Source organism: Vibrio sp. 10N.222.49.A3 (genome assembly GCF_041475145.1).
GTDB lineage: Bacteria > Pseudomonadota > Gammaproteobacteria > Enterobacterales > Vibrionaceae > Vibrio > Vibrio tasmaniensis_A.
In genome coordinates, this window is sequence record NZ_JBFRVM010000134.1 from 1 (window position 1) to 22,640 (window position 22,640).

Sequence of the window (22,640 nt, forward strand, 5' to 3'; positions counted from 1 at the left end):
AAGATCAACACGCCCTATTATTCTATCTGTTTCTGAAATAATTTCTAATTCAACAGTAAATTCAATCAATTACTTAAGGGCTATTACCATCCTAGCAACAGACCGTTGAACTGATGAATTTATTGCACTCAAATGATAGATTTTTTAGGTTTATTGGAGGTTGGTACGAAAAGTAAGCGATGAGTGTCAGTTTTGAAGGAATCATGAGTGTAAAAAAGCAATAAAAAAGGAGCCACTAGGGCTCCTTCAATCAATATTTGGTTTCTTTGACTGATTAGTTTACCCAGTCACGAATTGTGTACGTTAGCGTGTGTACATCGTTTTTCAATACTAGCGTATCGTTTGTTAGTGTTACGTCGCTCCACTCGCTTAGAGTCGCGGAAACCGATTGTTCGATTTCCATTGCTGAGCCGTGACACATTTTCATGGTCATGCCCATTTGCTTAATGCGGAATTGACCGTCTTTTAGTTCGCCTTGACCGAAGAAGTTGTTACAACCAGCCATGCCGTTTGCCGTCATCTTTTCGCCGATCTCTAGACGAGGTGTCGCTTGGTGTTCGCTTTTCTCAATGTTCTTGCCATCAATTTGCGCAAGTTCCCAATTATGGTGCTGTAGATCGGTTGGTGTTACTTGCATCGCGTTATCACCTGTTGTTGTGCATGCTGCTAGCATCATAGGTAAAGCGGCTACTGCTAGTAATTTTTTTGAACTAAACTTCATATTATAAGGCTCCAAAGGAAAGAACGAAGTTACCGAATAAGTGTAACTTGATGGGTTCAAAGTATAGTTTACAAAACACTATATGTGTCAGTATAAGGTCATAGTTTAGTATGGATTTCATGAGCTAGGCGACAAATTAATCGCTTATTTTTGAGATAGTAAGCGTAATTTTGATTATGTAAGGAGGCGCGGTGGAGCAGTTAGAGTTTTTCCAAGTTCCAAGCCCTTGCGTCGGGGTTTGCTCAAGCGATGACAAAGGCTATTGCAATGGCTGTATGCGTAAAAGGGAGGAGCGCTTTAATTGGATGTCGATGACGCCGTCAGAACAGTTACACGTCATAAAGCTGTGTCGTCAGCGCTATAGAAGAAAAATAATGAAGCAAAAAAATTTGGTTGGTAAGTCGGTTGACGAAGAGGGAAGTACAAGTCCCCAAAGAGATCTTTTCGGCTAAAGAGGAAGTATTGAAATTTTATTTAACCTCGAGGTAACTATTACTTTACATAATGGTTGGGGTGTAATATTAAGGTAGGTACCTTTGTACCTGAAGGAGTGGTGTCGGTATGAATAAAAAGAACGGAAAATTCAAAAAAGAGCCAGTTAAAGCACTGGATCGAAAACCAATCGGGGCGAAAGATGACCCTGAAGAGACTCCGCGTGATTGGCATTCGATGTCAGAAGAAGAGCGAATGGAAATCCTTTCTCACCTTTCAGACATGCCTTTTCAATAACATCACTGGTTCTTCAGAGTCTTTCTTAAAGCCCTGTTTTCTTAAATAAACAGCTTTCTGAAATAAACATATTGCTAAACAAACATGTGATTCGCTTTCGTTACACCACGATGGTACGTGCAAAATGTATCATCGGCTTCGGTGGTTTTACTGTGAATTTTAATGTTTGTGATCACTTCTACAGCCCCTGCATCGTAGCAAGCTTGTTCTGCTTTTTTAACGATATCTAGCAGTTGGTTGAGTTCACCTTTCATCGTGGTTTCCATAGCTCCGACTTGGAAAGGCACATCGGCAGCTTTCACAACTTCAATTGCTTTATCAACCACTTCGAAGTTGTTGCCTTCTTTAACGCGAGGGATCACTTGGAAGGCAACCATCACTTCTTTTTCTCTTTTTAACTCAGACACTTTCTGCTTACTCTTGGATAGGGAATTGTTGCAGATAATAGGTTAATGCAGATATTAATTTTACAGCTAACGATGCTGTTCTATCGACTATATCAGTGACTAGAGATGTAGGCTTACTTGCTACCCCAATGGTCGCTAACCCAACCACCAATATGCTCATCAAAATGACTGCCACTGAATCTCTGGTTACGCTCCACCGAGGTATCACAGTCATCTTTGTTGTCTATTAGGTTTTGTATGTAGTTTGCCATCGGGTCATTAGAACGCTGACGATCTCGGCGAGTTGCCACTTCCTTAATCAGTTGTAATCGATATGTAGAGCTTGCACGTTTCATTTCAATGACCTCCCGGTTTTTAGACACTAATAGAAAAATCTAGTTGTCAGATATAGGGGCGTCAACGTGATTTCAGAGTATTTTTTTTGAGCAACCAAGAATCAATACCTTGGCATCATAATTCATAAAAGTGTCATTTAGGTTGGCATCTTTATGGAGGTTTGAGGGCGTAAGTTTGTATTTTGGTCCTGCTAATATGAGATCAACCATAAAAAAGCCCAGTGCAAACTGGGCTATTCGATTTTCTGTGGTTATTTTGAAGAACAGGTTATTTCGAAGAACTTGGTTTGCTCTTAAATTGCTTAACACTCTTCTTTTTTGCGGTTCTTCGGTTAGCCATTTTGTCTTTAGGCGGACGTTTGCGAGCTGCCGTTTCAGATGCAGGTTTGTCTGTAACAGGGAAGCCTTCCAACGCTTGTAGCATAAGAGGTTTATTGGTCAGAGTACGAATTGCATTCAGGTAGTCAGTTTCGCTGTGGCTAACCAGAGAGATCGCGCTGCCAGTACTTCCTGCTCTTGCTGTGCGACCAACTCGGTGGACGTAAGTCGCCGAATGCGATGGCAAATCAAAGTTAATTACGACAGGTAGTTGATCAATATGGATGCCTCTAGCCATAACGTCGGTGGCGATAAGCACACGAGTCTTGCCATTTTTGAAACTCTCTAATGCTTACTCTCGCTCTTCTTGGCTCTTATTTCCGTGTAGCGCATTCACACTGATTTTGGCTTTATTCAATCGCTTGGTTAATGCATCTGCATTGTCTTTTGCGCCAATAAATACCAAGACCTGCGACCATGCGTGCTGATTGACTAGGGCGATCAGCGCTTGAGCTTTACTGCCTTTGTTCACTAAGTACAGAGTTTCTTCAATAGCCGCGACCACGCTGTTTTCTTGATGCGTCGTAACTTTTACTGGATTAACAAGAAGCGCCTCAGTCTGACTGATCAGCTCTTTTGGCAGCGTAGCCGAAAACAGCAGTGTTTGATGCTTTTTAGGAAGAGCAGAAATAATGGTTTGAACATCTGGCCAAAATCCCATGTCGAGTAAACGGTCTGCCTCATCAAGAACTAAAGACTTGCATTGGGTTAGCTCGAGCTTGTTCTCTTGAATAACGGCATGTAGGCGGCCAGGAGTTGCGATCACGAGTTGTGGCTTTTCTAACAATTGCTGTTGCTGGATCTCGATATCAACTCCACCAGTCAGTGTCACCGTTTTGATATCAAGTGTGGTTGCGATGGGTTCTAGTGCTTTGGCTACTTGAGAGGCAAGTTCACGGGTTGGAACAATGATTATCGCTTGTAGTTCATTTACATCATGCTTGATGCTGTTCAGCAAAGGTAAGCCAAATGCCAACGTTTTTCCGCTACCCGTTTGAGCCAACGTCAGCACGTCTTTCCCCGCAATAATTGCAGGAATTACCGCTTGCTGTATCTCTGTCGGCTTATTGAATTGAGATGGGATCGCGGAGACGGTTTTTGGGTTAAGGGCTAGGCTATCAAATGACATAAATGAACCAAGTATCAAAAGGGAGGTGGAGTTTAACAGGACGTCAAAAGTTAGAGAATCAGTTTATCGGTGAACTTCAGCTTGCCCTTTAGTCTTAATATGGCGAAATCGAATTTGAGATAGACGACTTACATCCCATTTTTTATTGAATCCTAAAGACTATGAATATTTTGGAGTAAAAACCTAAAGCAATTGATCACAAAGTCGATATAATTATCAGTTATCCATTTGGTTGGCATCTTTGTTTTGAATCTAGCTTAGAAGTTAAAGGATGAATAGAGTCAACGGTATGGTGTGTTTTTGAGTTGTTTTACTAGCTTGTTTTTTAATAAATAGAAATAAAAATAGAGACAGGGAGTCATCGATGAGTGAAGAGTCATTCACCCAGAAACGTGAGTATTACCGCCTGAAGTACCCTAAAAAGGCGCGCCCAGTGATACGAATCAAAGATGAACTTTTTCATGTCAGTGAAGTTTCTGAAAAAGGCGTGCGCTTGATGATGAGTAACATCATCCCGGTCTATCGAGGCTTCTCAATGGCAGGCACTTTATGGTTGCATGGTAATAACAGCATTGATATTCGTGGTTCTGTATTGAGGCAAGAAGGCGATGAAGTGATCGTTCTGTTATCACAAGGCCCGAGTTTCAAAGATATGGTGGCTGAACAACGACACATTAGGCAAAGGTACCCGGTTTTCTTCGCGAACCTCAGAGTGGCATAAGCAAAGCTTCTAAACGCCTAAAACCCAAGTAACTCATCATTATCTGATATAAAAAGCCCAGCACTTTGACGAGTGCTGGGCTTTGTCATCTATATGAACAAACTACTTCTAAAGACAAACTAACGAGTTTGTTTCGTCTTATAGCTCGTCTACTGTTGCCCAAACCGCTGCTAGCATGTCGTGACCAAATGCAACACTGCGCTCTGGAGACCAACCGTACAGTTCGTCAGCGTGGCTGATGTGATCTTTAAATGGCATCTCGACAGTGTATGCCAAACACTTGAACTGTTCGCCGATCCAGTTTGTGCCGACGGTCATATTTGCTTTGCCCGGTTCGTCTTTATCGTAGCCAAATTCATCTTGGAACTCTGGCGTGATAGTCAGAAGAGCTTGCTTGAAGTGATTCTCTAGTTTTGCAATGCGCTCGTTGTATGAAGGTGTGCCTTCGCTACCAGCAACAAAGTTATATGGGATTGCTTCGTCGCCGTGAATGTCTAGACAAAGGTCAACGCCAGTTTCTAGCATGCGCTCGCGAACAAAGAAAACCTCAGGGCTGCGTTCCATAGAAGGTGACTGCCATTCACGGTTTAGGTTAACGCCAATACCGTTAGTGCGTAGGTGGCCACGGATACTGCCGTCTGGGTTCATGTTAGGTACAACGCGGAATACAACGCTGTCTAGAAGTGAACGACCAACTGTGTCTGTTTCATCAAGCAAGCGTTGTAGCAGACCTTCGATCAGCCATTCAGCCATGGTCTCGCCCGGATGTTGGCGACCAATAACCCAGATGTTTTTCTTCTCTGCACTTGGCTCACCGATGGTTAGCAAAGTGATGTCGTTGTTATCTAACGTATGGCCCAGAGTTTCTAGCTTACAAGCAGGGTGCGTTTGAGCACTGTGCAAGAGATCTTGATGACGATCGTATGAATACGGTGCGAAGTACGCGAAGTACATTGAATCGTGTTCAGGAATGATATCAAAGCTTAAAGTGTCGCCATCGAATTGAGATGGAATGCGGAACCACTCTTCACGGTCATACGATGCAACCACATCATAATCTTTCCAGCCTTCAGGGTAGGCAGATGTTGCCAATTGGCCGATTTCAAAGTGGTGAGCTTGTTGAGCTTCACTTTCTAAGCGGAAATGAAACCATTGTGCGATTTCAGTTTGATTATCCGCTGGAATAGTTAGTTGAATGTTTTGTGGTGAATCTGCTGAAACGACGTGAATGTTGCCGCTTTCGAAGTTGCTTAAAATTTTCATTGTAGTTTTTATCTCGTAGTTGAGTTGCCGTAAGATTAGCACACTTTTTTTCGAGCAAACCACTAACTAAATCGTAATGAGATGTTATTTCAGCTATCTGTTTTTTAGCTGCCTACTTTTAAATCGACAGCTATTTAACGGTTAACTTTGAGCTATCGACGTTGGCAAGTCGTGCAACCACGACAGGCAGAGCGTGTATAGCGATCGAGTTTACTGCGTTGCACCTTACAGTACGCATTTTTCAGCGCTCTTCTTCCAGCAAACCAATCATCCGGCTTTGACAGGATCAGATAACCATTGAAGCGCTTCACAAGCTCTATTCTATTTTGGTCGATGAACTTGCTATCAAACCCAATTTCAAAGTAATCAAGGGCTTGTTCAATCGAAGTAAAACTCGCTATTTTTTGTTGGAACTCTGTTTGGTTCATGCCTAATTCAATGCCGTAATTTTGCAAATATTATAGGCGGGTTCGTTACTCCTTATCTTGATTTTAGTGCGATTTAAATAGGAAGGCGTGTAGTTATTTTTAGTTGAATTTTATAAATGAGATTGGCTTTATTTGTTTTGTGAATATCAAACCAATTGGTTGCGCAGTCACGGTTATAAGTGAGTTGTATTGAAGTCTCATTGCTCACTTTCTTTATTGTCAATAAAGACAATTTATGACGTGAATCAATAGTGACTACCCCTAAAGTATTATTCTGATCGCAATTGTTACTAATTGTTGAAGATGATTTCTAAATATGTCTATTAAAAAACGATATATCGCTCTTATTGCCGCTGTTGGTATAGGTATTGGTTGGCTAACGCTGGGCGGTACTGCAGCCGTTATGCACTACACATCGAGTACTGAGTTCTGTACTTCTTGCCACACTATGCAAATTCCGTATGAAGAATATGAAGGTTCAATCCACTTCAGCAATGCAAAAGGCATTCGAGCTGAGTGTTCTGACTGTCATATTCCTTCTGATCCAATTGACTACGTAATCACAAAAATTCGTGCGTCTAAAGATATTTATCATGAGTTCGTAACCGGCAAAATTGATACAGAAGATAAATACGAAGAACATCGTATGGCAATGGCAGAAACAGTGTGGGCACAACTGCGTGAAAGCGATTCAGCCACGTGTCGTTCTTGTCATACTTTCGATGCGATGGACAGCTACGAGCAATCTGAAGATGCAGCAAAAATGCATGAGTACGGACAAGAGAATAATCAGACTTGTATCGACTGCCACAAAGGTGTTGCTCACTTTGCTCCTGAGCCAGAAATGGACAGCGAAGCCTTTGATAATTTGATGGCATTCACCGAAAAAACAGACCCGAATGCGAAAGTCGTTTACTCAGCAGAAACCATCAGTATTGGTGACCTTGGCACTATTAATCCAACGGCACGCCTAGATGTGAAAAGTGTTGAAGGTACTGAGCGCACAATCGAGTTGCATGCTTACCAAATGAAGGGTGCAGAACAGGTGCTTTACTACGGCGAAGGTCAGCGCTCAATCGTTGCGATGCTGACAGACCAAGGGCAACAGAACCTTGACGTTGGTGATTTTAAAACGGATGCATACGGCAATGAATGGCGAACGGCGGTGCTAACCGCGAATGTTGATGCGCCTGTACTGGATTCACTCGAGCCAATCTGGGAGTACGCTGAAGAACTCGACAACGTTTACTGCTCGACATGCCACGCAAAAATTGGCGCGAACCACTTCACCGTTAATGCTTGGGGCCCCGTTGCGAAAGGCATGGGCGAAAGAACTGACATTTCAGACCAAGATTTAGAACTTCTTACTAAATACTTCCAGAACCACGCAAAAGATGTGGCTGGCCACTAAGAAACAAAAGGGAAATAATTATGACAGATATTACTCGTCGCGGATTCCTCAAAGGAACAAGCATGGCTGCTGGTGCGCTGGCATTCACATCATTGACGCCAATGACAGCATCGGCTGCGAATAAGCGTGGTAAAGGTATATTAACAGCAGGTCGTATGGGTCCGATGTTGTGTGAAGTAAAAGATGGCAAGTTGGTTTCAACGACTAATGCTCTGGCACAAACAGTGCCAAACAGCTTGCAAACGACAGGCCCTGATCAGGTTCATACCAAAGCGCGTATCAAATACCCAATGGTACGTAAAGGTTTCCTAGACAATCCATCGGCGCCAACAGGCTCTCGTGGTGATGACGACTACGTTCGAGTGTCTTGGGATGAAGCTTATAAGCTGATCCACGAACAGCAAACGCGTATTCGTAAAGAGAACGGACCTGAATCTGTATTTGCGGGCTCTTACGGTTGGCGTTCAAGTGGCGTACTGCATAAAGCACAAACGTTGCTGCAACGTTACATGAGCTTGGCTGGTGGTTACTCTGGTCACTTAGGTGATTACTCAACGGGCGCGGCACAAGTGATCATGCCGCACGTAATGGGATCGATCGAAGTTTATGAACAGCAAACCACTCACCCTGTGGTACTAGAGAGCTCAGACGTTGTTGTGTTGTGGGGTATGAACCCAATGAACACGCTTAAGATTGCATGGAGTTCAACCGACTGTTCAGGCCTAGAGTTCTTCCATCAACTTAAGAAGTCCGGCAAGACAATCATCGCGATTGACCCAATGCGTTCCGAAACCGTTGATTTCTTTGGTGACACAGTTCAGTGGATTGCGCCGCGCCCAATGACCGATGTCGCAATGATGATGGGTATCGCGCACTCTTTAGTTAAGAAGGGTAAGCATGACGTAGAGTTCCTGAATAAGTACACCAGTGGTTACGATAAGTTTGAAGCGTACCTAATGGGTAAAGAAGACGGTGTTGAAAAGACGCCAGCATGGGCTGAAGAGATCACAGGCGTTCCTGCGAAACAACTTGAGCTTCTAGCAGACATCTTTAGCCAGAACCGCACTATGCTTATGGCGGGTTGGGGCATTCAGCGTCAACAATACGGTGAGCAACGCCACTGGATGATTGCGACGTTAGCTGCAATGCTTGGTCAGATTGGTCTTCCTGGCGGTGGTTTTGGTCTGTCTTACCACTATTCTAATGGTGGTAACCCAACACGCGATGCTGGTGTATTACCTGCGATTTCAGCTTCGATCGGTGGTGGTTCTTCAGCAGGTAACGACTGGGCAGTTTCAGGTGCGGTGAACAGCTTCCCTGTTGCTCGTATTACAGAAGCACTGGAAAACCCAGGCAAATCATATATGCACAATGGTCATGAACTGACGTTCCCTGACCTGAAAATGATTTGGTGGGCGGGCGGTGGTAACTTTACTCATCACCAAGATACCAACCGTTTGATCAAAGCGTGGCAAAAACCTGAACTTGTGGTTATCTCTGAGATCTACTGGACTGCAGCGGCTAAGCATGCGGATATTGTATTGCCAATCACTACGTCATTTGAACGTAATGATATGACGATGACAGGTGACTACAGTAACCAACATTTAGTACCAATGAAGAAGGTAGTTGAACCTCAAGGTGAAGCGCGTAACGACTTTGATGTATTTGCAGATATGTCTGAGATGATCAAAGCCGGTGGTCGCGATGTCTTTACTGAAGGTAAAGACGAAATGGCTTGGTTGAAAGGCTTCTACGATGCAGCGCAAAAAGCGGGTAAATCTGCACGTGTACGTATGCCTAAGTTTGGTAAGTTCTGGGATGATAACCAGCTTATTGAAATGAAATACAACAAGAAAGCTGCACAGTTCGTTCGCCATGCTGATTTCCGTAAAGACCCTGTGATGAATCCGCTAGGTACACCAAGTGGTAAGATCGAGATCTTCTCTAAAACAATCGAAGGCTACAATCTTGCGGATTGTCCAGCGCATCCAACGTGGATTGAGCCTACAGAGTTCTTTGGTAAAGCGAAGAGTGATGAACTTCAGTTGATGACAGCGCATGCGGCCCACCGTTTACACAGTCAATTTAACTATGCAAAATTGCGTGAAGAGTACGCTATTGGTAACCGTGAACCTATCTCCATTAACGTAGAAGACGCGAAAGTACGTGGCATCAAAACCGGAGATTTGGTTCGTGCATATAACGATCGTGGACAAGTACTGGTTGGTGCATTAGTGACTGATGGTATCAAACAGGGTGCTGTATGTATCCATGAAGGCGGTTGGCCAGATTTAGATAAAGAGACAGGTTTATGTAAAAATGGTGGCTGTAACGTGCTCACGTTGGATATTCCAACTTCTCGTTTGGCAAATGGTTGTGCTGCGAATTCTGCGCTTGTGAAAATTGAAAAATACACAGGCCCAGCATTAGAACTGACGGCATTTGATCCACCTAAAAATGGTTAATCTCTAACGAGAAACAATCACCAGAATAGAGCCAGCTTTAATCGCTGGCTTTTTTTATGATCTTTTTTGCGTCATAGAGACTATTACCCAGTGTCGAGTAGACAACTCATATTAATCAACGACATCACAGCGAGAGATAAGATCAATGAATCGAATCAATCCAAAGAAACTACTTCGCAGTAAATGGACGGCCGTTAGCCCAGTAAAGAAAGAAAAGCACTTTATGATCACTGAGGTCGAATTCGAAGAAGGGGAGGTCATTCGTTGCTTAATAGAAGCGGTGATGACGAAACGAGAAGAAGACATTAACTGGCGCGATCTAACCGATAAGGATCATTGGCTTCCTGGTTGGAAATAAGTGTATCAAGTAGAGACGACCTGCTTGATACACTGGTATTAATTACCCGACGCAGCAAGCCCTTGCCAGTATTTAAGGCCTTCTAATACACCCTCTGCATGTGTTGCTCTGCTGGTGTATACGTTATCTCGATCGGACAGGTGAGCGATCTCAGGGTAATGATTCGCGACCAATATTGAATTTACGCCATTTATGGTTAGCATCGAGGTGTCGTTCGCTGAGTCGCCAGCCACGCATACCTCTTCAATGCTTAACTGATGTTGTTTAAGTAGATGATGAATCGCAGTGGCCTTGTTGACACCTTTAGGCGTGATATCTAAGTACCAATCGTGTGAGTAGGTGAGGTCTACATCCAGTCCGTGTGACTCCAAGCTTGATTCAATTAGCTCGTGCTGAGAGTCAGACAGTTTTCCTTCGAAAGTGATCTTGTAGTCCCCTTGATGGCTCTCTAAGCGCTCTCCCATGAAATCGAGCGATGCAAGTGCAGACTCAACCTTTGACTTGTTCCAAGATGCTTCTAATTGATTGTGCCAGGTGTGATCCGGCGTTTGGGAGTGCTCGTGATGAATTCTCGTGCCTACGTCGCTGATAATCGTGTGTGGTTTCGGGTAGTTGTCAGAAGCTAAACCCACACGAATTGAGGGCAGTGTTCTACCTGTCGCGATGATAAAGCGGATATCCGGTTGCTTTGTTAAGTAGTTAAACAACTGATCAACCCCATGAGACGAGCCGCCATCAAGCGTGCCATCAAAGTCACACACCAGCATTTTTATCATTCTAATACCTGTCCTTTTATCCGTCCGAAAGAGTGCCCAACCTTTAGATAAAGAATGGAACAGCAATGTGTACTCTACAAGTTGTCTTTCGGCCTGGGTAATCGACTTTTGACAGTTTGCAGCAAGTATCACAGTTGGTGTTATGTCTTCTATATCGGAGATGAAGGTATCAATCCGATCTGTGCCTAATTGGACGGACTCTATCCAGATTGCCCTTCATATGTGTGTAAAAGTCATTGGGAGTGCGCGCCTCGTAATGGTGTTAATTTACCAGTCTTGGTGGCGTTTAAACTCTCTTAATTGGTTTGTGTTCGAATTATTTGTACACGAACTATTTGTGCATATTCTTGGTCTATTTAGCCTATTAATTGTTCTGATGTGAAATAAATATTCAATAATCTATCTGTAAGTAATACATAATGCCGCAGGTGTTGAGTGTGATTTAAATTTCTTTATTATCAATATTTTGCTTTGTATGGGCTTGATATTTGACCTTTATTTGAGCTGGGGTTTTAACGGTTTTTCATCGGCTTTACAGAACGATGCCCCTTGATTTGCATGGGTTAATTGCTTAGAGTGCTAATCGTTTTTCGGGTTTAAATAACCATTTTAAAGTTTAAACAACCGTTTTTAAGTTTAAATAATCGGTTTTGAGTTTAAATAACTATTAGTTTAAATAACTAAGAAAGGATTAGATTACATGGATCCCATACTGGAAGTTAAGGGACTGTACAAGGTGTTTGGTGAAGACACCGACCGTGCTTTTACAATGATTAATGAAGGCGCGAACAAAGATAAATTTTTCGAAGAAACAGGGTTAACGATCGGCGTTAACGATGTTTCTCTTAGCATTCAAGAAGGCGAGATTTTCGTCATAATGGGCCTGTCAGGATCTGGCAAATCAACCCTAGTACGCCTTCTTAACCGCTTGATTGAACCTACCAAAGGTAATGTGCTTCTTCGAGGCAAAGACATTGCCCACACCTCAGAAGATGAGCTCCGCGAAGTCCGTCGCAACAACATCTCCATGGTTTTCCAAAACTTCGCATTGATGCCTCACATGACAGTGATTGAAAACGCCGCGTTTGGTCTTGAACTAGCGGGTGTTGAAGTCGATAAGAGAAAACAGTCCGCATTTGAAGCGTTGGAACGAGTCGGTCTCGGGCCGTATTCAGAATCTTACCCTGATGAATTGTCTGGCGGTATGAAGCAGCGTGTTGGTTTGGCTCGTGCTCTAGCATGTGACCCTGATATTCTGTTAATGGACGAAGCGTTTTCTGCACTCGATCCTTTGATTCGTACTGAAATGCAAGATGAACTGATTCGTCTTCAAAATGATGACAAACGAACCATTGTTTTCATCTCCCATGATTTGGATGAAGCGATGCGAATCGGTGACCGTATTGCCATTATGCAAAACGGTGAGGTGGTTCAAGTGGGTACCCCAGACGAAATTCTTAACAACCCAGCGAACGATTATGTCGAAGCCTTCTTCCGTGGTGTAAATGTAGCAAGTGTTCTTACGGTGAAAGACATTGCACGTAAGAAACCTGCAGCGGTATTTAAGAAATCTGAGCATGACGGCCCAGCGTCCGCTCTACAAATCTTGATGGATAACGACCGTGAATACGGCATTGTTGTTGAGAAAAGCAGTCGTTACTCCGGCATTGTCTCTATTGATTCCCTTCGTAAAGCACACAAAGAGAACAAATCACTCGTCAGCGCTCAGCTCGATGATGGTTTAACGCTGAACCCAGATTTACCAATCAATGATGTGCTTGGCCTTGTTGGCGGTGTGCCTTACTCCGTTCCTGTTGTGGATGAGCAAGGTAATTACTTTGGCGTGGTAACTAAGTCACGACTGTTACAAACATTGGATAAGGGGTAGATCATGTCGTCTGAACAAACAAATAATGACCCATGGTCTCAATCAGCTCCAGCAGCTCAACCTGCAAGTGATCCTTGGGGTCAAGCAGCGGATACCTCACCATCAGCAGATTGGTTAAGCAGCGAAACAGTCGAAACGACACCTTTTGACCCACTTAACCCTTTTGCAGAAGCAGTGTTGCCCGTCGACACTTGGGTAGAGTCTGGACTGAATTGGTTAGTTGAGCACGGACGTCCATTGTTTCAAGCAATCCGTGTGCCTATCGATTTCATTCTAAGTTCATTTGAAACGGCGTTGGTGTCGACACCTGCACCATTCATGTTGATCATTTTGTTTCTCGTTGCATGGCAGTTTTCAAACCTGAAGCTTGGTTTGGCTACAGCCGTTTCTTTGACTTTTATTGGCTTGATTGGCGCTTGGTCTGAAGCGATGACCACGCTTTCACTGGTCATGACATCGGTATTCTTCTGTCTGCTGATCGGCTTACCCATGGGGATATGGCTCGCCCGCAGCAATACCGCGGCTAAATTCGTACGCCCAATTCTCGACGCCATGCAAACGACGCCAGCCTTCGTTTATCTTGTACCCATCGTAATGTTGTTTGGTATCGGTAACGTTCCGGGTGTGGTGGTGACGATCATATTCGCACTTCCTCCTGTTGTACGTTTGACTATCTTGGGTATTCAGCAAGTACCGGAAGATCTGATCGAAGCGGGTCACTCATTTGGTGCCAGCAAAAAGCAGATGCTTTACCGAATTCAACTACCACTTGCACTGCCAACCATCATGGCGGGCGTGAACCAAACACTGATGTTGTCGCTATCGATGGTGGTTATCGCATCAATGATCGCGGTAGGTGGATTAGGTCAAATGGTACTGAGAGGTATTGGCCGACTGGATATGGGATTAGCCGCTGTTGGTGGCCTAGGCATTGTTATTCTTGCAATCCTACTTGACCGCATTACCCAAGTTCTCGGGGTAAATGCAGGTAATACAAAATTACGCTGGTATCACATGGGGCCTGTTTCCCTTGTGCTAAAAGCTTTAAATCGCGGTAAACAATCAGAACTACAACTAAGGAAAAACACCAATGAATAATTCATGGAAGAGTAAGCTAGCCGTTAGCATCGTTTCGACACTGGCTGTATCAACGAACGTGTGGGCTGCAAGCTTACCGGGTGAAGGTGTATCAGTTCAGCCCGTTCAATCTTCAGTTGCTGAAGAAACGTTCCAAACACTGATTGTTAACCATGCTTTAGAAGAGCTTGGTTACGATGTGAAATCAACGCAAGAAGTGGACTACAACGTAGCTTACACTTCTATCGCAAAAGGTGACGCAACGTTCCTAACAGTAGGTTGGTTCCCACTACACGCTGACAAATACAAAATGGCGGGTGGCGATGACAAATTCTACCGTGAAGGCCAATATGTAAGTGGTGCCGCTCAAGGTTACCTTATTGATAAGAAAACCGCTGAAAAGTACAACATCACTAACATTGGTCAATTGACTGATCCAAAAATCGCTAAGCTGTTTGATGCTGATGGTGATGGCAAAGCAGACCTGACGGGCTGTAACCCTGGTTGGGGTTGTGAGATGGTCATCGAACACCAAATCTCTGCATTCAAATTGGACGATACCGTTACTCACAACCAAGGTAACTATGCAGCGATCATCGCAGATACGATTTCACGTTACCAAAAGGGCGAGTCAGTTCTTTACTACACGTGGACACCTTATTGGGTAAGTGGTGTATTGGTTCCTAACGAAGACGTAGTTTGGTTAGAAGTTCCATTCTCTTCACTTCCGGGTGATCGTGCGAATGTTGATACTACTTTGTCTAACGGTAAGAACTACGGCTTCGAAATGAACTCGATGCGTATTATTGCGAACAAAGAGTTTGCTAAGAACAACCCATCTGCGGCGAAGCTTTTTGAAATCATCAAACTTAACATCAATGATGTAAGTGCTCAGAACATGATGATGAGTAAAGGTAAGAACAGCTCGGCTGATATCGAAGCGCACGTAAACGGTTGGATCAAAGCGAACCGAAATACGTTTGATGCTTGGATTACAGAAGCGAAGAAAGCGGCACTATAACGGTTGTTTTTCGTAAGCAGTCGATAACAGGCTGGAATAAAAAGAGAAGGCCGGTAGTCTGATTCAGACTACCGGCCTTTGTTTTTCTAGCGACATAACTATTTTCTAGCGACATAACTACTGTTATCGCATTATTTTTTAAAGCGGCTTGTTCTTTTAAAAACGAGCAGGCTAGCGTTCGCCTTGAACCTCAAAATCATCGCTGATTAAACGAGCGCAACCATCCGCTTCTAGTGCCCAGTGCTCACGATGCACAACACCAAACGCTTTGTTCATTGTCCAACTAGCCGTCAAAATGTAGCCGCCTTCTGGGTGCTCTTCCCACGTAACGTCTGTGTAATCAACGTCTTTGAAACCTTGGTCGATGATGTTTTGCCAAAATGCTTGAATCGCTTCACGACCTTCAAAAGTACCAAATGGACGCGCTTCCATTACACAGCTTTCAGCATATTGATCTGCACAACCTTTCGCATCTTGGCTGTTGAATGCTTTCTGCCACGCGTTAATGCCTTGCTTACATGCTTCTAAAATTTGGTTGTTTAACATTGTCTTTCTCCATAACAGTTTTCTTTCAAACACTGTGTCTTTGATTTGGGTGTCTCGATAAGTTGGATTCAGTTTAGCCTTGGAAATTAAGTTGAAAAACAGAGATAATAGAAAATACTGTGTGTAAAAAGAGAACAATAAGATGAGTAAGCTAAAGCAGATGTCGATTTTCGCTCACATCGTAGAGCAGGGCTCAGTATCAGCTGCGGCTGAAAAGCTTGAGTTGTCTAAGTCCGTCGTCAGTCAGCACCTCAAAATTCTGGAACAAGAGTTAGGGGCTTCACTTCTCAAGCGCACAACACGCAGACAAACTCTGACTAGTATGGGTGAACGTTTTTATTTGAGTTGCAAAGACATCAACGTGATTGCTGACTCGGCTTGGGATATGGCCAAAGCTGAGCTAGAAGAGCCACAAGGTCGGATTCGTATTACTGCACCGAATGCTCTTATGGACTTGCTCGTCGCCCCTGTTGTCGCAGATCTAATGAAGCAATATCCCAAGCTAAAACCCGAGCTGATAAGCGATGATCAGCACTTAGATTTCATGGAACACGATATTGATCTCGCAGTACGAGTAGGAACTTCTCGTGACAGTAACCTAAAGCAGAAACGCTTGGGCGAGTTTAAAGACGTGTTGTGTGGCGTTGAAAGCATGCGTTCTCGTGAGCTTGAATCTATTCCTTACATTGCTAACTCATGGCAAGGTAAGCAAGTCTCTCATCACTTTACTTCTCAAACAGATCAAAACTTTATTTACCAACAACAAGCAAGCTGCACTACCAACTCTTTCCACAGCTGTCTTGCCTTGATCAAATCTGGCGTCGGTGTCGGCGTTATTCCAGATTTCTACCTCTCTCAGTTATCCAATGAAGTGGTCGACATCATGCCAAGCTTTCAACTACCCACAAACACGGTTTATGCGTTGAATCCATTCGCCTCAAACACACCGATTGCCATCAAACTGTGCGTTCAAGCGTTGGAAGAGAAGCTCAAACAGAACTTTGTTTAAAACCAATTCGATAAGTCAGTGATTTAGTGAAGAGGCTTAAAACCAAACTTGCCTAATAGATTGCTCAAGAGTGAAGATACAAAAACATAAAGACACAAAAAAGCCCGAGTATAAACTCGGGCCTTGAATGGTTTTCTTTATAACTTATGAGGAGCTAGATTGCCTGACGAAGTTGGAAATAACGTCCTTCTTCGTTTAACAGTTTCTCGTGAGAGCCGTGTTCTACAATCTCGCCTTGTTCAATCAGAACGATCGAATCCATCGACTCCAGACCAATCAAACGGTGCGTAATGAAGATAACCGTCTTGTCTTCAAAGTGCTTCTCGAACAGCGCCATGATGCTGTGTTCTGTTTGCTTATCTAAGCCTTCTGTTGGCTCATCTAGAAGCAGGATAGGGGCATCATGAAGAATGGCACGTGCGATACCAATACGGCGCTTCTCACCACCAGACAGTTGACGACCACCGTCACCCAACCAGCTATCAAGACCGTCATTCTCAAGCAGCTTTTCTAGACCAACGTCTTTAAGGATGTTAGCTAGGTGCTCATCGTTGGCATCTGGTTTCGCAATCAACAAGTTGTCGCGTAGGCTGCCATTCAAGATGTCGACACGCTGGCTTACCACACTGATTGATTCACGCAGTTGTGACTCGTTCCATTGTGTTAGTTCAATACCCGCGATTGAGATGTAGCCCTTTTTAGGATCCCAGTAGCGAGTCAGAAGCTGAATCAGAGTCGATTTACCAGAACCCGTTTGACCCACAATCGCAACCTTGTGCGTGGCAGGGATCGTTAGGTCAACAGCGTTCAGAACACTGCGCTCAGAGTCAGGGTAGTTGAACGTCACGTTTGAGAACGTAATATCAAGCGGCTTGTTGATGTCGAGTTTCTCTTCAGCAAACTGAACTTCAGGCTCCGACAGAATCACTTCGTTCAAGCGACGAGCAGAAGACAGAGTTTGACCTAAATGCTGGAACGCGCCTGCGATAGGCATCAGCAGTTCAAAACTTGCCATAGTAGCGAACGCCATTAGCGCGATGAACGGGTCTGGTGCATTGCCACCCACACCGTCAGCCGCAAGCCAAAGCATAAGAACCAGCGTCAAACCGTTGAACAGCATTAGCGCTGCTGAAGCCATACCGGTTAGGTTGGCGTTTACAAACTGATTCGCCATCAGCTTGTGTTGCGTTTCTAGAATTGCATTACGGTAACGTTCTTCTGCACCGAATAGAGTCAGTTCGCTGTAGCCTTCAATCCAATCGAGTGTAGTCACACGTAGATCAGCTTTGTTCTGTGTTAGTTCACCGCCGTTACGCTTGCCCAGCTTGTAGAATAAGATTGGCCAAACCAACAGCATGATCAGAAGGATAGAACCCAAGATCAAACCAAGCGAACTATCGAACCACATCAAGAACAGAGTCAGGAAGAAAATCCCGAACACACCCACCGTCACTGGGCTTACTAAACGTAAGTACACGTGATCCATGGCGTCTACATCAGCAACCAAACGGTTGAGAAGGTCAGCATCTCGAAGGTTTGAGATACGACCTGGGATCAGCGGAGCCAGCTTCTTGAAGAAGAAGATACGCAGATCAGTTAACAATTTGAATGTTGCATTATGGCTGACAACACGTTCACCCCAACGACCCGCAGTACGGCTCATTGCCAAACCACGTACACCACCACCCGGCAGCATGTAGTTGAAGGTTTCACGCGCAATCGTAAGGCCTGCAACCGCAGAAGCTGAAATGAACCAGCCTGATAGCGTTAACAAGCCGATAGAAGCCGACAGAGTAGCAAAAGCCAATAGCATGCCTAGCGATAGGCCAAACCAATGCTTTTTATAGAGTTTCAGGTAAGGCAGTAAATCACGCATCTAAATTACCCTTATTATCTTGTTGAGCTAAGTTCGCGTTCAGCATCTCTTCAAACAAACCACCCGCAGTCGAAAGCTGAGAGTAATGACCTTGTTCAACCAGACCACCATCGCGCATAACCAGAATATTATCGACTGATTTAAGAGGAGCGAGTTGGTGCGTCACAAGTAGGGCAGTGCGGCTTTCAATGTTGCTATTGATGCCTTTCATCACTAACTGTTCGCTACGAGTATCTAGGCTGGCAGTGGGTTCATCTAACAACCAGAACTGGCCATCTTGAATCATTGCACGAGCCAAAGCTAAACGTTGAGACTGACCAACAGACAGGCCACCAGAGCGATCAGAAATCATGTAATCCAAGCCGTGCTCGTTAACGAACTCGCTAGCAAATGATTGCTCTAGTGCGTTTTGAACTGTTTGGTCAGCGATATCGTGCTTACCAAGAGTGACGTTGTCACGAATGCTGCCGTGTAACAACAATGGGTTTTGACCAACCCAACTAATCGTTTTACGCCAAGAGGCTAAGTCTAAGTCACGCAGTTCAACCCCATTGATTTTCAAGCTTCCTTCATAAGGCATGAAACCAAGGATGGCATTGATCAAACTTGTTTTACCCGCACCACTTGGGCCAACTAACGCAGTCGATTGGCGAGTGTTCAGTGCGAACGAGATAGGACCAACCAATTGAACGCCTTCAGGGCTTAACACTTTTAGGTCGGTAGCTTCAATATTAATGCCTTGAGCCGGATCGAGTTGAGTGTCGCCTGATTTAACCTTAGTGATGTCTGTTTCTAAGAACTCGACAATACTTTCGGCTGCGCCAACCGCTTGTTGCTTCGCGTGGTAGAAAGTACCTAAGTCACGCAGAGGTTGGTAAAACTCTGGCGCTAAGATAAGGATGAACAAACCTGCGAATAGAGTAATGCCAACACCGTAGTGGCCAAAGTTCAGCTCACCGATGTAGGTGAAACCAAAGTAAACCGCGGTCATCGCGATCGAGATCGACGTGAAGAACTCAAGCACTGCAGAAGACAAGAAAGCGATCTTCAATACATCCATGGTGCGCGTTCTGAACACTTCAGATGCACCTTTAAGTACTTCTGTTTCAGCGTTGGTGCGGTCAAATAAACGAATAGTTGTCATTGATTGCAAACGGTCGTAAAAGTGACCAGACAGACGCTGCAGCGCTTTGAAGTTTTTACGGTTTGCATCGGCCGCTTTCATACCCACAAGTGCCATGAACATCGGCACCAGTGGAGCAGTCAGTAAGAAGATCAGCCCTGCTGCCCAGTTAACTGGGAACACCACAACCAAAATAATGAATGGAATCATTACCGACAGAGACATCTGAGGTAAGTAACGAGAGAAGAAGTCTTGCATGTCTTCTACTTGTTCTAGCAACAGCGTTGCCCACGTACCCGCAGGTTTGCCTTTGATATAAGCAGGGCCTAACTCGCGTAACTTATCTAGGATGAGTTGCCTGATGTAGACACGGATCTGTTCACCACAGCGATAACCTGCGATTTCACGTCCCCATGTACAGCCAGCACGGCCAACGACCGATAATGCCAAGCCTGCGAAATGACCAACCAGTTCAGATTTATCGACATTCTCGATGATCAGCTGGTGAAGAATAGAGGCGAGAAGAGCTGCTTGAGCAATTAAGAACACGCTTGAAAGTACGCCAAGGCTAATCGCAATCATAAGCCAGCGTTTCGCTAACTTACTCTGTTGCTTAAGCCACTTGTTCAAGCTACGTTGTTTTTTCTTATCCATTATGAAGGCTTAATGATAATTATTATTTGTTGAGGGCGGCTAGTATACAAAAGAAAGCCCAGTGGATATACCACTGGGCTCTAGGGATTTACAACAAAATGTGATGACGCCCTGCATCTACTGAGGCGAGAGCACCGATAATCAAATCTGCAATCTCAGATTTACTTATCGTTAAGGCCATCTAGGAAGCGTTCAGCATCCAGTGCAGCCATACAACCTGTACCAGCAGAAGTGATTGCTTGGCGGTAGTTGTGGTCCATTACATCACCTGCAGCGAACACGCCTGGGATGCTGGTTTGCGTTGCGTTACCTTCAAGACCAGACTGAACGATGATGTAGTCATCTTTCATGTCCACTTGGCCTTTGAAGATTTCAGTGTTTGGTTGGTGACCGATAGCAATGAATGCGCCCATTACTTCGATGTCTTCCGTCTTATCAGACTGAGTATCTTTAATGCGAACGCCCGTTACGCCCATATCGTCGCCTAGAACTTCGTCTAGTGTGCGATCAGTGTGAAGAACAATGTTGCCGTTCTCTACTTTGTCCATTAAACGTTTCACTAGGATCTTTTCAGCGCGGAACGTGTCACGGCGGTGAACTAGGTGAACTTCAGACGCGATGTTAGATAGGTAAAGTGCTTCTTCAACAGCCGTGTTACCACCACCAACCACCGCTACTTTCTGGTTGCGGTAGAAGAAACCATCACACGTTGCACAAGCAGAAACGCCACGGCCTTTGAATGCTTCTTCAGAATCTAAACCTAGGTACTTAGCCGATGCACCCGTTGAGATGATCAATGCATCACACGTGTACTCGCCAGAATCGCCTTTAAGACGGAAAGGGCGGTTAGATAGGTCGACTTCGTTAATGTGGTCGAACAGGATCTCTGTTTCAAAGCGCTCTGCGTGTTCTTTCATGCGATCCATCAGTGCTGGACCCGTTAAACCTTCAGCATCACCCGGCCAGTTTTCCACTTCTGTAGTGGTTGTAAGCTGACCACCTTGCTGCATACCAGTAACCAGTACTGGGTTTAGGTTTGCACGAGCAGCGTAAACTGCAGCTGTATAGCCAGCAGGGCCAGAACCAAGAATCAATAATTTACAGTGCTTTACGTCGCTCATGAGGACTCCGAAATTGAAATTGTTTTTATTTATAATCGCTTAGGATTGTATGGAAAATATGGAGGCAATAAAAGGTTAAACAAGGGCTGAAGTGTAATTAATCGTTATACGTTAGAACTTAACCGAACTAAACGACTGTCTTGTATTTCAATGTGTTAGCGAAATATCAATAGGTTACACGATTAATTTCAGTATATAAAAACATATAGCTTTGCATTTAGGGGGATTTTGTCGCCAATTTGTCGCCATAAAATCTTCTCTTTAATAAGGATAAATTGTTGGAGAGATAAAGATTAAAGTTAATTCGAAGTAGATTCACAGGAAGTTAAAACCATCGGCAAGTTCTGGCTAGAAGCAATTTAAGGCGTTTGAGTTAATTTTTACGTTTTAGGTTACGCAAAGCAACTTGAAACTAGAAGTGTTGGGGGATTTATGGTTGTCTTATCTTCTTGTTGCATAACCAAGTATCAATGCTTTACTACCAATGACTGTATTATATTGATAAAATACCGCGAAACGCCAGAAAGTTGGTAATTATGATAGACAATAACGTATCCAAACTATGAAAGTGATTATTTTATCAGGTGCTGGGCTTTCTGTTCCTTCAGAACTGCCTGCATATGAAGATATTAAAAATACACCTGAATACCAAGCATTCCAAGGAGCTTCACCTTGTGAAGTATTGGCTCTTGTAAAGAAAATTCGGCATAAATATGAACAATTTTTGCCGAATCGAGCACATTACGAATGTATGTATCTCGAAACATATTGTCAATCACTAGGAGTTGAGTTTCTACATTACACTTTAAATATTGATGACTTAATTGAGAAAGCTGGAGGGAGTGCGGTACATCTTCATGGTTGTATAAATGAACCAGACAGTATCGTTCAATGCAAAGATGTCCCTTGTGTAGACCTTTTCAATATTGAGTGGGAAATAAACGATCTCCTAATAGTACTTGGTGTTAGTAACAATGGTTTTCCTTTAGCTGCATTAGAGGCAAATGCTTTGGCGTCTGGAGCTAAATTTGTAAACTACAACATTGTTTCTAATAGTGAAACTAGGGCGTGTTGATCTTTCGTGAGTGTTTTTTGAACAGCATGGTAAAGAGTTATAATTTGCTTCGCCAAAAGTAAAACCATAACCAATACCATGCCAAGAACAATGCTAACTGATATTCGCGGTGTTTTTCAAGGTAGT

General features: G+C 44.0%; 21 protein-coding genes and 1 pseudogene. 11 read left to right on the forward strand and 11 right to left on the reverse strand.

Annotated features, from left to right (window positions below; all coding sequences use genetic code 11):
* Positions 1-274: 274 nt before the first annotated feature.
* Positions 275-721: an META domain-containing protein gene (locus tag AB4589_RS19875; protein WP_009846444.1), complete on the reverse strand. Its 447-nt coding sequence runs from the start codon at positions 719-721 to the stop codon at positions 275-277.
* 191 nt (positions 722-912) lie between these two features.
* Between AB4589_RS19875 and AB4589_RS19880 the strand changes: the two genes are divergently transcribed.
* Both AB4589_RS19880 and AB4589_RS19885 read left to right on the forward strand, forming a co-directional pair.
* Complete coding sequence (locus tag AB4589_RS19880) at positions 913-1,173, forward strand: DUF1289 domain-containing protein (protein WP_017098649.1); 261 nt, start codon at positions 913-915, stop codon at positions 1,171-1,173.
* Positions 1,174-1,282: 109 nt separating this feature from the next.
* Positions 1,283-1,450, forward strand: a complete 168-nt coding sequence (locus tag AB4589_RS19885) for a hypothetical protein (protein ID WP_017098648.1) — start codon at positions 1,283-1,285, stop codon at positions 1,448-1,450.
* A 74-nt stretch (positions 1,451-1,524) separates the two neighbouring features.
* On the opposite strand, the gene AB4589_RS19890 is transcribed toward AB4589_RS19885, so the two are convergent.
* The 3 genes and pseudogenes from AB4589_RS19890 to AB4589_RS19900 form a co-directional block, all read right to left on the reverse strand.
* The gene (locus AB4589_RS19890) at positions 1,525-1,827 is read right to left on the reverse strand and encodes a thiamine-binding protein (protein WP_017065764.1); all 303 of its coding nucleotides are present in this window, start codon (positions 1,825-1,827) and stop codon (positions 1,525-1,527) included.
* A 143-nt stretch (positions 1,828-1,970) separates the two neighbouring features.
* Complete coding sequence (locus AB4589_RS19895) at positions 1,971-2,192, reverse strand: hypothetical protein (RefSeq protein WP_009846448.1); 222 nt, start codon at positions 2,190-2,192, stop codon at positions 1,971-1,973.
* A 268-nt stretch (positions 2,193-2,460) separates the two neighbouring features.
* A pseudogene (locus AB4589_RS19900) lies at positions 2,461-3,699 on the reverse strand (DEAD/DEAH box helicase).
* 364 nt (positions 3,700-4,063) lie between these two features.
* On the opposite strand from AB4589_RS19900, the gene AB4589_RS19905 reads away from it, so the two are divergent.
* A complete protein-coding gene (locus AB4589_RS19905) occupies positions 4,064-4,420 on the forward strand; it encodes a hypothetical protein (RefSeq protein ID WP_012603678.1) in 357 nt (118 codons plus the stop codon).
* A 138-nt stretch (positions 4,421-4,558) separates the two neighbouring features.
* Here AB4589_RS19905 and AB4589_RS19910 read toward each other — a convergent pair whose 3' ends face one another.
* On the reverse strand, positions 4,559-5,683 hold the full coding sequence (locus AB4589_RS19910; protein ID WP_371710362.1) for a M14-type cytosolic carboxypeptidase: 1,125 nt from the start codon (positions 5,681-5,683) through the stop codon (positions 4,559-4,561).
* A gap of 152 nt (positions 5,684-5,835) precedes the next feature.
* Complete coding sequence (locus AB4589_RS19915) at positions 5,836-6,111, reverse strand: nitrogenase-stabilizing/protective protein NifW (protein ID WP_065679126.1); 276 nt, start codon at positions 6,109-6,111, stop codon at positions 5,836-5,838.
* Between the two features lie 316 nt (positions 6,112-6,427).
* Between AB4589_RS19915 and AB4589_RS19920 the strand changes: the two genes are divergently transcribed.
* The 3 genes from AB4589_RS19920 (at position 6,428) to AB4589_RS19930 (ending at position 10,348) form a co-directional block, all read left to right on the forward strand.
* Complete coding sequence (locus tag AB4589_RS19920; protein ID WP_102250602.1) at positions 6,428-7,522, forward strand: NapC/NirT family cytochrome c; 1,095 nt, start codon at positions 6,428-6,430, stop codon at positions 7,520-7,522.
* 20 nt (positions 7,523-7,542) lie between these two features.
* Positions 7,543-9,990, forward strand: coding sequence for a molybdopterin guanine dinucleotide-containing S/N-oxide reductase (locus AB4589_RS19925; protein ID WP_371710363.1), 2,448 nt, complete (start codon positions 7,543-7,545; stop codon positions 9,988-9,990).
* A 145-nt stretch (positions 9,991-10,135) separates the two neighbouring features.
* Positions 10,136-10,348, forward strand: coding sequence for a TIGR02450 family Trp-rich protein (locus AB4589_RS19930; protein ID WP_009846453.1), 213 nt, complete (start codon positions 10,136-10,138; stop codon positions 10,346-10,348).
* Between the two features lie 38 nt (positions 10,349-10,386).
* Here the strand turns inward: AB4589_RS19930 and AB4589_RS19935 are convergent, their stop codons facing one another.
* Positions 10,387-11,124 carry an HAD-IIB family hydrolase gene (locus AB4589_RS19935; protein WP_135383925.1) on the reverse strand — a complete coding sequence of 246 codons (738 nt, stop codon included), beginning with the start codon at positions 11,122-11,124 and terminating at the stop codon, positions 10,387-10,389.
* A gap of 700 nt (positions 11,125-11,824) precedes the next feature.
* On the opposite strand from AB4589_RS19935, the gene proV reads away from it, so the two are divergent.
* Genes proV through proX form a run of 3 tightly spaced genes read left to right on the forward strand, consistent with a single transcriptional unit; the run spans position 11,825 to position 15,110 of the window.
* The gene (gene proV, locus AB4589_RS19940) at positions 11,825-13,012 is read left to right on the forward strand and encodes a glycine betaine/L-proline ABC transporter ATP-binding protein ProV (protein WP_372101562.1); all 1,188 of its coding nucleotides are present in this window, start codon (positions 11,825-11,827) and stop codon (positions 13,010-13,012) included.
* Positions 13,013-13,015: 3 nt separating this feature from the next.
* Positions 13,016-14,110 (forward strand): glycine betaine/L-proline ABC transporter permease ProW, encoded by a 1,095-nt coding sequence (gene proW / locus AB4589_RS19945; RefSeq protein WP_371710365.1) that lies wholly within the window; start codon positions 13,016-13,018, stop codon positions 14,108-14,110.
* Positions 14,103-15,110 (forward strand): glycine betaine/L-proline ABC transporter substrate-binding protein ProX, encoded by a 1,008-nt coding sequence (proX, locus tag AB4589_RS19950; RefSeq protein ID WP_372101563.1) that lies wholly within the window; start codon positions 14,103-14,105, stop codon positions 15,108-15,110. The genes proW and proX overlap by 8 nt, the downstream gene beginning before the upstream one ends.
* 171 nt (positions 15,111-15,281) lie before the next feature.
* Here proX and AB4589_RS19955 read toward each other — a convergent pair whose 3' ends face one another.
* Positions 15,282-15,656 carry a nuclear transport factor 2 family protein gene (locus AB4589_RS19955; RefSeq protein WP_009846458.1) on the reverse strand — a complete coding sequence of 125 codons (375 nt, stop codon included), beginning with the start codon at positions 15,654-15,656 and terminating at the stop codon, positions 15,282-15,284.
* Between the two features lie 142 nt (positions 15,657-15,798).
* Here AB4589_RS19955 and AB4589_RS19960 point away from each other — a divergent pair, with 142 nt between their 5' ends.
* On the forward strand, positions 15,799-16,665 hold the full coding sequence (locus AB4589_RS19960; protein WP_372101564.1) for a LysR family transcriptional regulator: 867 nt from the start codon (positions 15,799-15,801) through the stop codon (positions 16,663-16,665).
* A 154-nt stretch (positions 16,666-16,819) separates the two neighbouring features.
* On the opposite strand, the gene cydC is transcribed toward AB4589_RS19960, so the two are convergent.
* From cydC to trxB, 3 genes are all read right to left on the reverse strand, one after another.
* Positions 16,820-18,541 carry a heme ABC transporter ATP-binding protein/permease CydC gene (gene cydC / locus AB4589_RS19965; RefSeq protein ID WP_372101565.1) on the reverse strand — a complete coding sequence of 574 codons (1,722 nt, stop codon included), beginning with the start codon at positions 18,539-18,541 and terminating at the stop codon, positions 16,820-16,822.
* Positions 18,534-20,318 (reverse strand): heme ABC transporter permease/ATP-binding protein CydD, encoded by a 1,785-nt coding sequence (gene cydD, locus AB4589_RS19970; RefSeq protein ID WP_108196050.1) that lies wholly within the window; start codon positions 20,316-20,318, stop codon positions 18,534-18,536. The genes cydC and cydD overlap by 8 nt, the downstream gene beginning before the upstream one ends.
* A 161-nt stretch (positions 20,319-20,479) precedes the next feature.
* Complete coding sequence (gene trxB, locus AB4589_RS19975) at positions 20,480-21,439, reverse strand: thioredoxin-disulfide reductase (protein ID WP_372101566.1); 960 nt, start codon at positions 21,437-21,439, stop codon at positions 20,480-20,482.
* A 562-nt stretch (positions 21,440-22,001) separates the two neighbouring features.
* On the opposite strand from trxB, the gene AB4589_RS19980 reads away from it, so the two are divergent.
* Positions 22,002-22,514, forward strand: coding sequence for a hypothetical protein (locus tag AB4589_RS19980; protein ID WP_372101567.1), 513 nt, complete (start codon positions 22,002-22,004; stop codon positions 22,512-22,514).
* Positions 22,515-22,640 lie beyond the last annotated feature (126 nt).